This is a genomic window from Psychrobacter piscatorii, from assembly GCF_904846415.1.
GTDB lineage: Bacteria > Pseudomonadota > Gammaproteobacteria > Pseudomonadales > Moraxellaceae > Psychrobacter > Psychrobacter piscatorii.
Genome location: NZ_CAJHAR010000008.1, coordinates 1 through 13,603 on the forward strand (window position 1 = coordinate 1; position 13,603 = coordinate 13,603).

The window sequence follows — 13,603 nt, forward strand, 5'->3', positions numbered from 1 at the left end:
GTACATGCGATATATTCTTTATTTAGCATGTAAATAATATTCTTTATAGCAAATAAATATCCTATTTATTAAAAAAACCGTTCATACTATTTTTTATACCGTTTATCGGTGGATGCTATTATTGAGAAATCTAAATATTTTATGACGATATATTTTATTAAAAGCATACTCAGTCAATCTTTGAATGCTCAATTTCTTAGAATATTTGACATTGATAGTGCAAATTTTTATGACGCTATTATTTATAGCTAGCCATAGTTGTGGTCACCGCTCTTGCCAGTGCAACCATAAACGCATATCTAATTCGAGCTGATGATACTCAGGCTCCATATGACAACACAGTTGATAAAACGCCTTGTTATGATCGTGCTCTTTAAAATGCGCGAGCTCATGCACCACAATCATCCGTAAAAACTCTGGCGGTGCGTCTTTAAATAGACTGGCCACCGTGATGCTGTTATGGGATTTAAGCTTGCTGCCTTGCACGCGAGATTGGGTGGTATGGATACCTAGCGCATGTTTTAAGACCTTTAATTTACTGCTGTAACTGACATGTGATAGCGGGCCAATCTTACGCATATACTGGTTTTTTATCTCATTGATATAGTGATAAAGCGCCTTATCACTTTGTACTTGATGCTGGGTGGGATATTTTTTATCCAAATACTCACCCATCCTACCGTCGCTTATCATTTGCGCGGCTTGCGTTTGAACCTGCTCTGAGTAATGCGCTATGTATTTTAACCTCGTCACAACAATATCCTTTGCTTGTGTAAAAACTTATCCGCTTGTTTGATAGATTTTACCTTATATTGGCTATATGTTATCTTTCACTTATGCTGTTTCTCGCTTGTTTTGTTCGTCATAAAAAACCCCATAAGCTGTAGCCAACTTATGGGGTCATTTCTTATAACATTTTCTTATAAAGACAGTCACTTGTCAGCTATCGTGCATATGGATTGATAGCTGATAAGTCTAAGCCATTAACGCTCTAAATGTAGATACTGCAAATGACGCTCATACTGATTTAAGATATCGACCAATACTTGCTCTTTGGTATAACCGACCAAGTCATACTCTTGCGAACCTTCACTTAAGAACACCTCAGCACGGTAGTAGTACTCGGCGTGCTTGGTTGACGTATTCAATGTAAAGTTAGGTCGTTCAGCTTTGATCAAATTGACTTCATAAATAAAATCATCTTCATCGCCATGACCAACGCGCAGTTTTAGGCCGTCTACCTGACCACTGTCTTTATCCATACCGGCATCGATATCTTCACCAATACTCGCAAGATTATGCGCATCTAACGAGGTTTTGAGACCGCCTGCTTTGAACTCTTTTTCGACCTCAGTCATCGCTGGCATCACAACCGTTTTCAAGAATTTTTCGACCTGCGCGTGTCCTGGGAAGCTAACAATGCGTTGCAAGCGTGCTTTCCAACCTTTGCCGCTATCAAGTACATTGGCGGTACCAATCGTGCTAGCTTTGCGCTTATTGCCCTCTTCTTTCAATGACTTCCACATGGACATCATGTAAAGCACTAGAATCAGAGAGAACGGCAAGCCTGCAATCACAGAGACGGATTGTAATGAGGCAAAACCGCCCGCAAACAATAAGCCTAACGTGATAAGACCTGTCGCCGCTGCCCAAAATAAACGTAACCAAACCGGTGCATCGGTGTCATTAGTCATGCCTCTTGAGCTTAGGTTCGCAAGTACCAACGCGCCTGAGTCAGCAGAAGTCACAAAGAACACTAAACCGATGATTACACCTGCAAATGATAGGACTTCGCTATAAGGGAAGTACTCAAATAGCGCAAACATACCCATCGCGGCATCATTGACAGCAGTTTCACCAAGCGCCGTTGCACCATTAGCGACCAGATCTATCGCAGTGTTACCAAAGATAGAAAACCATGCAAAAATAAAGCCCAATGGAATGAACATCACACCAAAGACAAACTCACGCAGCGTGCGACCACGGCTAATACGCGCGATAAATAGACCAACAAACGGTGCCCAAGCGACCCACCATGCCCAGAAAAATATCGTCCAACCTGATTTCCAGTCGGCACCAGCAGTACCGTCGTAAGCGTAAACATCAAAGGTTTTATAAATAATGGTTTGGAAGTATTGACCAATATTTTGGGTAAAAGTGTTTAATAAATATACGGTATTACCCATCACGAGTATGGCAAGCAATAGCAATATTGATGACAGCATATTGAATTCAGATAGACGACGTACGCCTTTTTCGACACCCGTCATCGCAGAGATCGCTGCGGCAATGACAACGCCTACAATGATAAGCGCTTGAACCATTTTGCTAGATTCAATACCAAACACATGGGTCAAGCCAGCATTGGCCTGTAAGACCCCGATACCCAGACTGGTCGCAATACCCATCAATGTACAGACGACACCAAAGGTATCAATACCATCACCCAACCAGCCTTTGATCAAGCGTTCACCAAATATCGGTGTTAGCGGTGAGCGTAGCGCGAGCGGCATGTTTTTGCGATAAGCGAAGTAAGCCAACGCCATACCAATCAGCGCATAGATACCCCAACCATGTAGACCCCAATGCAAGAAAGTCTGGGCGAGCGCTTGACGCATGGCCTCAGCACTCGCAGGTTCTAGTCCCGTATGCGGCGTTAAATAATGCATCAATGGCTCTGACGCACCAAAAAACAGTAAATCAATACCGATGCCCGCTGAAAACAGCATGGCCGCCCACGCTAAAAACGGAAACTGTGCTTTTTCGTGATCCTGACCTAGCTTGATATCACCATACTTAGAAAAACCGACAAACAAAGCAAAGATGCTATAAGCGGCAACCACCAACATATAGTACCAGCCAAACTTATCTGATACCCAAGCCATGCTTGAGCTAAGTAAGGTCTCACTATAATCTGGAAAAACAATGGTCCAGATTATCAATAAAATAGAAATAATAGCCGAACCTAAAAACACAGTTTTATTTAGGCTCAAAGGTTTCGTCACATCTTGTGATGGCGAACTGTACATAAAAGACCTCAAATAGGTAAATTAAACAGTGTCCGATATTGCTTTGTCCGGCATAGCATTATGACTTTTAACCACATAACGTATACATAACCGCATGACGCACAAAGCAGTACCAATGAATAAAAGCGAATAAAATGATAAACAGCGCCTATCGTAACGACTTGCATCGCTCTACTACATCAGCGCTGATAAAAAAGGCCTTTACGTGAAAGGCCATTACTTTGAAGTTATCTTATATCGTTATTTATTCAGCAGCGCATCTCGCCCTGCCTACCTGCCCAGCCGCTTAGCTTACATCGTTGAGAGGTAATCGCGCATTGGCTCAGAGCGTAGCGGTGCTCCATTGGCGACATAATAATCTGCTGTAGAGCGAGGCAGTTGTACGCCTTTCATTTTATCAACGATTTTTTCGGCCAGCATAATGGTGGTGGCATTGAGATTGCCGCTAATAATATTTGGCATAATAGATGCATCGACGACTCGCAAACCATCGATACCATGTACTAGCCCTTCGCCATTGACGACCGAATCATTATCTTCACCCATGGCACACGTACACGACGGATGATATGCCGTCTCGCCATGCTCGCGCACATAGTCATCTAGCTGCTGATCGGTGACCAAGTCTTCGGTTGGTGAGATGGCAGCACCGCGATAAGGGTCCAGCGCAGGTTGATGCATGATCTCACGCGTGATACGCATCGCCGCACGGAACTCCTGCCAATCCTGATCATGTGACATATAGTTAAATAAAATACTTGGATGCGCACTTGGGTCTTTTGAGGTCAGCTTGACGCGACCACGACTTGGTGAACGCAATGAGCCAACATGGGCTTGAAAACTGTGCGAATCACTGGCACTACGGCCATCATAACGCACGGCAAGCGGCAAGAAATGATACTGAATATTTGGGTGCGTGAATTTCTCATCCGTACGGATAAAACCGCCACCTTCAAACTGGTTGGAAGCTCCTAGACCTGTACCATTGAACAACCACTCTGCACCAATGGCAGGTTTATTCCACCATTTGTTGGCAGGCGCAATCGAGACTGGCAGCTTACATTCATACTGCATATACAGCTCTAAATGATCCTGCAAGTTATTACCAACGCCCGGTAAATCTAGTATTTCAGTCACACCAGCGTCTCTAAGCCATTGACCAGGGCCAATACCAGAGCGCTGCAATAGCTGCGGTGAGGCAATCGCACCAGAGGACACCACCACTTCACGAGAGGCATAAAACTTTTTGGTTTGGCCTCCATGCTCTACCTTGACACCGACGGCACGCTTACCATCAAATAAGATCACATCGGTCAGCGCACCAGTCAAGATCGTGATATTGCTACGCGGCTTGGCGCGATCCAGATAGCCTCGAGCCGTTGAAGCGCGGCGACCATTTGGCGTTACAAAGCGATCCATCGGACCGAAACCTTCTTGCTGATAGCCGTTTAGGTCTTCGGTACGCGGATATCCTGCTTGTACGCCCGCTTCAATCATGGCTTGGAACAGAGGATTGACGCCTGGCTTTGAGGTAGTCATCTCAACAGGGCCGCCCGCACCGTGGTAGTCATTTTCACCAACATCGCGGTTTTCTGACTTTTTAAAATACGGTAGGCAATCTAAATACGTCCAATCTTCCAGACCTTTGATTTTTGCCCAGTCATCATAATCCAGCGCATTACCGCGGATGTAGCACATACCGTTGATAAGCGATGAGCCGCCAAGCCCTTTACCGCGACCACAGTCCATGACACGGTTGTTCATATATGGCTCAGGATCTGTCTTGTAGCCCCAGTTATAAGTCGTACCTTGCAGCGGCATTGCAAGCGCCGCTGGCATTTGAGTACGAAAATCCAATCGATAATCTGGACGACCAGCTTCTAGTAGCAATACTTTGATATTGGCATCTTCGGTCAAACGCGTGGCCAGCACATTACCTGCTGACCCTGCACCAACAATAATATAATCGTACTCAGGGGTGGTTGATGTCATAACATACTCCATAATATTGAAAAATATAAATCGGTTGGTAGCAGTAAGGTCAAATGCACAGCGTCATCAGGCCCAAACTGCCCTCGTTTTTCTCAATACCAATCATTAAAAGACCGATTCAAACGCACCCAACTCTACTTGGATAGATTTGGTTTGAGTATAATGCTCAAGCGCCTCAACCCCGTTTTCGCGGCCAATACCTGAGTGCTTATAGCCACCGACTGGCATCTGTGCCGCTGACTCACCCCACGTGTTCAACCAGCAGATGCCCGCCTCGATCTGAGCGATGACGCGATGCGCGCGATTTAGATCCGCAGTCACCACCCCAGCTGCTAAGCCATAATCGGTATCATTGGCGCGGCGGATGACTTCCTCTTCGGTCTCGTAGGTCAATATTGACATAACTGGACCAAAGATTTCCTCACGCACGATGGTCATATCGTCGCTGCAATCTGTAAATACGGTCGGCTCAACAAAGGCACCATTTGCCAGTGCATCTGTTGTGACGCGTGCGCCGCCCGTTAGTAGACGTGCGCCGCCCTCTTTGCCTTGCTCGATATAGCCGAGCACTCTTTCCATATGTGGGAAGCTGACCAATGGACCCATGTTGATGTTCTCATCCACCGGATCGCCCAACTTAATACGCTCAACACGCGTTAAAATGGCTTGCTCAAACTTTTCTTGCATCGCCTTAGGGACAAACACTCGCGTGCCATTGGTACATACCTGACCGGTACTATAAAAATTCGCCATCATAGCGATGTCAGCCGCGGTATCGATATCGGCATCATCAAATATGATCAATGGTGATTTACCACCAAGCTCTAGCGTCACATCTTTTAGAGATGAGCTTGCTGCGCTCGACATGACCTTTTTACCAGTCGGTACGCCACCTGTGAATGATACTTTGGCGATATCTGGATGATTGGTCAGCGCTTGGCCTACTTCGTAGTTGCCTTGTACAACATTGAACACACCATCTGGCAGGCCCGCTTCTGTCAAAATCTCAGCCAGTTTTAAAGCGGTCAAAGGGGTGACTTCTGATGGCTTAAAGATCATCGCATTACCAGCAGCCAATGCAGGTGCTGCTTTCCACATGGCGATCTGAATAGGATAGTTCCATGCACCAATACCAGCGACTACGCCAAGTGGCTCGCGGCGAGTATAGACAAAGCTCGTATCACGCAGTGGAATCTGACGACCTTCAATCATGGGCGCAAGCCCTGCATAGTACTCAATGACATCGGCTCCAGTCACGATATCGACATACTTTGTCTCAGAGTAAGCTTTACCTGTGTCTTTGGTCTCAAGTAGTGCCAACACATCGTTGCGCGCACGCAATATTTCAACGGCTTTTGAGAGAATACGACCACGTTCAACAGTCGTCATCGCCGCCCAGATTTTTTGACCTTTATGTGCCGCTTTTACCGCGTCATCAATCTGCTCATTGCTCGTTTGCTGAATGGTTGCTAATACCTCACCAGTCGCAGGATTGATATCTTCAAAAGTGGCGAGCGTGTCATCGACCGCCAAGTAACGACCATTAATATAAGCGGTTTGCACTTTTTCTAAATCGATAATGTCTGTCAAATTGTTGATATCTGTCATAAATTCTCCTTAGGACGATGGGCAAAAGCCGCTACATAAAGGCTCTTACCATATAATGTCGTCATTATTTAATTTTGTGAATATAGTTTTCGTAGTTTTTCATTGGCTAAATGTTTATTAGTTCGAACTTGTATCAAAGTCACGGTGCGTCATTTTTATCAACCGATCGTGTAATGACTGCTTGTCCGCTATATGAATGCCTGAAAAGTCCGAGAGCCAAATCCCATCAGCCGTCAGACGAACCATGCTTAGTGTTTCAGTATCGTCAGTGGCTGCGTGTTTCTTTAGTTGAGCATTGGCCCATTTGGCCCACAACTCACGTAGCTCGCTATCACCTAACATCAATACATATAATGTTGCTTGATTATCGTATTCTGCTTGCGCTTTTTCGCCCAAGCTGATGGTTGCATCTATATAGGCACGGGTAAAAGAACCATAACTCACAGGGTCACTAGCCATGGCGGCATCTACTTCTGCCTCAAATTTCGCCATCGCATCATTAAACACTTCAAGCACAAGGGCGTTTTTGGTTGCGAAATGATGCATCACGCCACCCTTTGTCACGCCTACGGCATCAGCGACCGCCTGAAACGTTACCTTCGTCAGTCCTTGCTCAAGCGTTATCCGTGCTGCCTGATCAAGTAAGGCACGGCGAACCACTTCTGGCTGTTTTTTGCGCTTATGAGCATTTTCCACTTCTATATTCATATTAATGCACCACAGAGTTAGACAATAAATTCATCACAACAACACCGCCGACGATCATAGCGATGCCAACCACTGCTGCCGTATCTAGGTTTTGCTTGAATAGCACCAATCCTGCGAGCGATGTCAGCACAATGCCCAATCCACCCCATAATGCATAGGCAATACCTAAAGGGATGACCTTGAGTGTCTGTGCCAACAAGTAAAATGAGAGCGCGTAAAGCGCACCCATCATCAGCGTCGGCCCCAAACGGGTAAACTGCTCTGACTTTACTAAAAAAGTCGTGCCAATCACCTCGCATACAATAGCGATCGTCAGATAACCGTAAGCAATCGTCGTGGGACTCATCGTTAGCACACCGCCTTTATCCAAGCATTTGCTAATGAAGTATAGCAAAGAAACCATATGGTAGGTATTTTATAGCAATATTCCAGCAATGTGAAGGGCTGTCTTGCGTCTTTATTGTGTCAAACCGTGTAGTGATCGTCTTAGTAGCAAGATATTGCTACCTTTATAGTTAGTTCGATCCGGTTAGGTTGGTAAGCATGTAAATATTGCACCAATTACTCTTTTCAAAATCTGATGTTTTCTATAAATGTAGGTAGCGATTGGAGCAAATAAGTAACCTTGCATTATTCTTGGGTGAATAAAGAGGCTGAAATGCCCTATCTAGCAAGGGATAAGCGCCTATTTCTACTAATTGCGACAATATTTATAATTAATCGCATAATAAGGTTGACAGCCTCTAACGACTTGGCTAAAATGTGCCCCACATAACGCAAACAAGCCAAGTAATTACTGCTTTATAAAGCTTGAAACACTTGCAGTTATGACAGCTTATTCTCCAATAGCTCAGTTGGTAGAGCAACGGACTGTTAATCCGTGTGTCCCTGGTTCGAGCCCAGGTTGGAGAGCCATATACTAAAAACCTTCATCACTATTTGATGAAGGTTTTTTTATTGTTGCCGTTTTCGCATTTGTCTATAATAATATTCGCATGGCGGCTGTGTTCTTTTAGGCATTTTTGTTGTATGGTAAGATGAGTTCTGATTGGGTTCGTTTTTGTTTGAGTGTTTTACTCCTACTCACTAAAAATAATGGTTTATTATGATACCTGTACGTGTAAAAAATAAGTTTTCTGATCATCCGCAAAAAATCATGCGCCCGATCAGCATTCGTTTGTCTGAAGAAATGATTGGCCTATTGGAAGCGACAACGTCAGAATTGGGCTTTAAGCGCATTCAAGGCCTTATTCGTCTTTATATTCGTCAAGGCTTAGATCGTGACCATCAAGATTACACGCTCGCTCATGACGAGGTATTTATCGAAACGCTACGTAAGCGCGGCGTCAGTCAGCGTATCATCGATGAAGCAATCGTAGTAACGCACAATAACAACATCTCTCACTCTTTATCTGAGTTGCAAGACAACGATCAATAACCAATGTTGAACATGACAAACTAAAAGTCATTATGCGGCCAGATATATGCGACCAAATAGTAGCCGATAACGACATTTATAAAAAAGACCAAGTTTGCTAACGCAAGCTTGGTCTTTTTTTGTGGCTGTTATCCAGAGCTATTATTCAGAGTAAAACTTTATTAAAACTTTTTATCTTTATACATTTTTTTCATACTTCACAGCACTGATTTTTTGACACTATCGTCAGTTTGCTACGGTAGTTAGCCATAATTAAACAAAACCTCTCCTTAAACGAGGTATATTAAGAATAACAGTCGCGATTGTTCGTCAGGTTTTACCATAATAAAAATGTATAGGGAGGTGTACGATGATGAATTTACAAAATCGTTTTAATAAAACTTTGTGTTTGAGCATTACGGTGGCGATGCTAGCGATTGCACCTGGCTGCTCATCACCACAAACTGACCCCAGCAAAACAACCATACCGACTGATTCTGACCATTGGCAAAAAAAGCTAGGACAAACCTTTGAGCAATTGCCTGCGGCCGATCAGCAAGTGCTGAGCCGATATATGCTGCGAATGAAACTCAGCGAGGCTTATGAATCAGGCGCCATGCCGCGTACCACGATTGAGCAAGCCCTAATACAACAGCGTGAGTACGAGCGTTTGCATCCCAATAATCCAACGGGTAAAAAGAGCCCTATCGTGACTGGTCAGGCGGCAAATGCGACAGCACAGAAATACCCTGTCGCCCTATTACCAATTAAGACCAGTGACAGTGATAGCTTAAACCAAGTCAAAATGCAGTTCATGCTATCTAATCATGGCGATGTCGCTATACAGAGCTTCAAAGGCGTGCTCAGCATGAAAGATGCCAACCTTACGCAAGGTAAAAGCTTCAATGTTCCCTTGATACAATTCGATCCAGCTATCGAGCCAGAACAATCTGGCAAAATCATTATCGAGAGTAGTATTGAGGACATCAATGTCATGCGTGCAATCAAAAACCCCAACGGCATGACAATCGAGATTGAGGAAGGCAAACTGATATTAGCAGATGATCAAACCGTTGAGTTTGGCAGCTCACTGGCAAAATAGCCGTACAACGTACTATTTAAGATTTTGTAGAACATGTGACTCAGTCTTTATATCTCAGTCTTTCTTTATATATAGCAGCCCTATAAAAAAAGCCCCAATCATTGCTGATTGGGGCTTTTTCGAATTTGGCGGAGACGGAGAGATTCGAACTCTCGAAGGGCTATTAACCCTTGTCGGTTTTCAAGACCGGTGCATTCAACCGCTCTGCCACGTCTCCATTGGTGCATCATTATATAGATATCATTTTATAATGCAAGCCCCTAATCTAAAAAAACTCAATTAATTTTAAAATACTTTTAAATTGGTGCATTATCGCTTGCTGTACGCCAGATGTAAGCACATATCGAGCAGCCTGTTGGCATACCCCCATTCGTTATCATACCAAGCAAAGACCTTGTACTGCTCGCCTACTTGCATGAGCTGCTGACCATCAATGATCAGCGACTCGGTCTGATGAATAAAATCACTGGATACTAAGGGCTCGTCGGTATATGCCATGATGTCATGCAGATGCGCTTGACTGGCTGACTTGAGCGTCTCACGAATATCCTCAATACTGACATCTGGCGTGTCAAATACAAAAGTCACATCGATTGCTGCCACATCGATAGTAGGTACACGTATCGAGTGCCCATTTATCTTGCCTACCATGGCTGGTAGGACACGCTCCGTCGCAGCGATACTACTAGAAGTCGTTGGGATAATATTATAGCCAGAAGCACGCGCCCGTCTTGGGTCTCGATGCGCCTGATCGAGCACGGTTTGATCAGCGGTGACCGCATGAATCTCTGTCATCATGGCAGATTTAACACCAAACGCTTTATCAAGCGTATCAATCAGCGGCACCAATGCCTGCGTGGTACAAGAGACACTAGAGATAATCGGTAGATCAAGCGTGAGTGCATCGGTATTCACACCCATGACGATACAAGCGTCCACGTCATCGAATGGCGCTGCACCAATGATTACTTGCTGTGCGCCAGCCTCAATATGTAGAATGGCTTGCTCATACGAGCGAAAATGCCCCGTACACTCCAGCACCACATCGACGCCTAGCGACTGCCAAGGCAAATTTTGTGGATTGGGCTCTGATAGCATATTGATGCAATACGTCAAATTATTTTTGGTCAGACAGAGCTGAGTTCTACTATCCTCATCTGCCCCACTTTCTACAATTTCAGCATTGACGCCCAACCGACTCAGGCGACCATGCGTGCTATCAAACTTTAATAAGTGCAGCAAAATATCTGCTGGCGCCAAATCATTGATGGCGACCACATGAATGGCACGTCCTAACACCTCAAAGCGCTCTAGCAAGGCTCGCAGAACATTGCGCCCTATACGACCAAAGCCATTGATAGCGACTCTCAGTGGCTGTGAGTGTTCACCAGTAGTACGATACGTCGCCGCTATCGGGTCAGAGGTCAACTGGTAGGTGGCGCTAGAAAAATCAGGCATAAAAGATATCGCTATAAAGGGATATAAAGAATGAGCGTTGTCGCTTTAGACACGCTCTAATAGTTGGTTCAATATTAGTTTTTCAAAAAAATCTACAGGGTCATAAAAATTTATCATGTCATAACAAACTATCTTGTCATAAAAAATTACGGCGTGATAAAAATCAGTGCCAAACGAATGGTGTTGTAATCGATGCTTTGTTTAAGATGATCAAATATCGGACGCAGTTTGATACTACCATCATCATTAAAATCGTTTGGATTGTTCGCGACTTTGATGGCGACATAAGCATTGCCAACCGCTGTCATGACCTCATCCTCTGGACGTAGATGATCGCAGGCAAGGCTTGGGTCTTGCGATTTTAGCTCGCCGATATGGCGCATGATCGTCGATTGCGACAGCTGACGCGCTTGCGAGATTTCCGCTATGGTCAAACTTTCTTCCAATAGCACTCTGGTTGCACGCAAGGTGCTTTCTGACTTATCAGAGACCTGATTGCCTAGTTTTTGCTTTTTATCGATTTGCGCTTGCTGCTGCTCACGGCGCTTTTTTTGCAGCGCGGCATAGGCGTCAATCACGGATTTACTCAGTGTACCACCTGACTTTAGGACAAACTTCTCATGGGCCTGCTGCATGCTTTCTTCATCGAGCATCGCATAGTTGGCATCGGCTTCTTCAGACAATACCAAAAAACGCTTGTCTGCGCCGCGTGCCAGCGGATCAAGTTGCAAGCTCATGTCATTCATACCTAATAGCTGCAATCCTGCCAGTGATTTGAGGCGCGATAATGCCACGTAGCCTTGTCCTAGCTCAAAGGTACGTGACAGGTCGATTTCAGCGGCATCAAGGGTCATGCCTTGCGATTTATGAATCGTAATCGCCCATGCTAGACAGAGCGGCACTTGTAAATAACTTGCCAGCACATCACCCGTCTCATCTTCGATGATCCATTCTTCAGGCTCAGCAATGACTTCACGTCCTGAGTTTAGCCTGACCACAGGCATTTTTTGTGTCGTTGTTTTTTTTGCTTTTGGCTTCTCGGCTTCTTTTTTAGCAGCGCTCTTTTTGTCTTTGGTCGTCTTTTTATCAGTGGCTACGCTAGTATCTTCACTGTCACTACTGCTATCATCTTCAATTAGCGCATCACTACTGTCTTTACTGTCATCTATTTTGACCGCAGCAAACCCAATCAGCTCACCCATCGTCCCATTAGACACGCCAAGCTCGGCATTGTTTTTGATAAACATCACCTTTGCACCCACTTTGAGAATCAGCTCGTCTTGGGTACGTACGGTCTTTTTTAAGGTCTCAACCAGCTTACTGTCACCCGTGGTCGTCGCCTCAAAGCGCATCATCTCTCCGTCTAGCAATGCCAACTCTTTGTCATTAATTTTATTGACGTTAAGATTGTGCGTATAGAGACGAGTGCGTTTGATATCGACGCTTTGATCGTACGTACTCTCTAAGGCGGCAATCGCCTCAAAGGTCACTTCCTGACGACGGATTTGATTGAGAATATCATCCAAATCAAGCCCGCCATTTGCCGCTTCACTGACTTGTCTATGCTGCTCTGACAGATAGCAAATATGGAACTTGGCATCGAGCCACGCCTCAGACATAAACGCGAATTTATCACGATTCGTCTCACCTTTACTGCCAATCGGTGGTAACTGAAAGAAGTCTCCTGCGACAACGACTTGTATACCACCAAAGGCTTTGTTATTTTTGCGGACATGCTTGAGGACTTGGCTAACCAAGTTAAGCTGCTTGGCATGTAGCATTGATATCTCATCGATAACCAATACCGCTGTATCTTTTAGTCTGTCTGCTAAGAACTGCTTGCGTGATAAATTTGTCAAATCTCGATCAGACAGCTCATCTTTGATACCGATACCTGACCAACTATGAATCGTTGTGCCGTTCATGTGCGTGGCAGCAATACCGGTACTGGCAGTCACCGCAACAGGCACACGGCGAGCGCGTAGATAATCAATATATTGATTGAGCGTATAGGTCTTACCTGAGCCTGCTGAGCCCGTTAAAAAGACGTTTTGACCTGTTTTTAAGATATCGAGAGCAGAAGATTGACGCATAGATTCAAACCAGCCAGTAATGTGAAAAAAGAGAATAATAAAACCATCATCATAATGGAAAAAAACGCAACATTTGCCTAAAATCACCTAAAATTTGCGGGCTGTGCAACCTTGAGGTATCGACAATAAAATAAACAATTGTCAATAGAATATAGATAAAAAATGCTTTATTTTTTATAAATGCAAAAAATCAATA

Annotated in this window: 10 protein-coding genes and 2 tRNA genes; 3 read left to right on the forward strand and 9 right to left on the reverse strand. The window is 44.6% G+C overall.

All coding sequences use genetic code 11. The features are described 5' to 3' along the window. Positions 1-264: 264 nt before the first annotated feature. The 6 genes from JMX83_RS05220 to JMX83_RS05245 form a co-directional block, all read right to left on the reverse strand. A complete protein-coding gene (locus JMX83_RS05220; RefSeq protein WP_201599492.1) occupies positions 265-753 on the reverse strand; it encodes a M48 family metallopeptidase in 489 nt (162 codons plus the stop codon). A 230-nt stretch (positions 754-983) separates the two neighbouring features. Then, positions 984-3,029, reverse strand: a complete 2,046-nt coding sequence (betT, locus tag JMX83_RS05225) for a choline BCCT transporter BetT (protein ID WP_201599493.1) — start codon at positions 3,027-3,029, stop codon at positions 984-986. A gap of 291 nt (positions 3,030-3,320) precedes the next feature. Continuing rightward, on the reverse strand, positions 3,321-5,021 hold the full coding sequence (gene betA / locus JMX83_RS05230) for a choline dehydrogenase (protein ID WP_201599494.1): 1,701 nt from the start codon (positions 5,019-5,021) through the stop codon (positions 3,321-3,323). 105 nt (positions 5,022-5,126) lie between these two features. Beyond that, a complete protein-coding gene (gene betB / locus JMX83_RS05235; protein WP_201599495.1) occupies positions 5,127-6,629 on the reverse strand; it encodes a betaine-aldehyde dehydrogenase in 1,503 nt (500 codons plus the stop codon). 117 nt (positions 6,630-6,746) lie between these two features. Beyond that, a complete protein-coding gene (locus JMX83_RS05240; protein ID WP_227675741.1) occupies positions 6,747-7,337 on the reverse strand; it encodes a TetR/AcrR family transcriptional regulator in 591 nt (196 codons plus the stop codon). A 1-nt stretch (position 7,338) separates the two neighbouring features. Next, on the reverse strand, positions 7,339-7,683 hold the full coding sequence (locus JMX83_RS05245; protein WP_201599578.1) for a DMT family transporter: 345 nt from the start codon (positions 7,681-7,683) through the stop codon (positions 7,339-7,341). A gap of 493 nt (positions 7,684-8,176) precedes the next feature. Here JMX83_RS05245 and JMX83_RS05250 point away from each other — a divergent pair. From JMX83_RS05250 to JMX83_RS05260, 3 genes are all read left to right on the forward strand, one after another. After that, positions 8,177-8,252 (forward strand) — tRNA-Asn (locus JMX83_RS05250). Positions 8,253-8,442: 190 nt separating this feature from the next. Next, positions 8,443-8,775 (forward strand): CopG family transcriptional regulator, encoded by a 333-nt coding sequence (locus JMX83_RS05255; RefSeq protein ID WP_201599496.1) that lies wholly within the window; start codon positions 8,443-8,445, stop codon positions 8,773-8,775. 349 nt (positions 8,776-9,124) lie between these two features. After that, the gene (locus JMX83_RS05260) at positions 9,125-9,856 is read left to right on the forward strand and encodes a hypothetical protein (RefSeq protein ID WP_227675742.1); all 732 of its coding nucleotides are present in this window, start codon (positions 9,125-9,127) and stop codon (positions 9,854-9,856) included. 126 nt (positions 9,857-9,982) lie between these two features. Here JMX83_RS05260 and JMX83_RS05265 read toward each other — a convergent pair. The 3 genes from JMX83_RS05265 to JMX83_RS05275 all read right to left on the reverse strand — a co-directional run bounded on the left by JMX83_RS05265 (position 9,983) and on the right by JMX83_RS05275 (position 13,407). Further along, positions 9,983-10,073 (reverse strand) — tRNA-Ser (locus tag JMX83_RS05265). Positions 10,074-10,165: 92 nt separating this feature from the next. Continuing rightward, positions 10,166-11,314, reverse strand: coding sequence for a type I glyceraldehyde-3-phosphate dehydrogenase (locus JMX83_RS05270; protein WP_227675743.1), 1,149 nt, complete (start codon positions 11,312-11,314; stop codon positions 10,166-10,168). A gap of 146 nt (positions 11,315-11,460) precedes the next feature. Continuing rightward, entirely contained in the window at positions 11,461-13,407 is a 1,947-nt protein-coding gene (locus JMX83_RS05275; protein WP_201599497.1) for an AAA family ATPase, read from the reverse strand. Positions 13,408-13,603 lie beyond the last annotated feature (196 nt).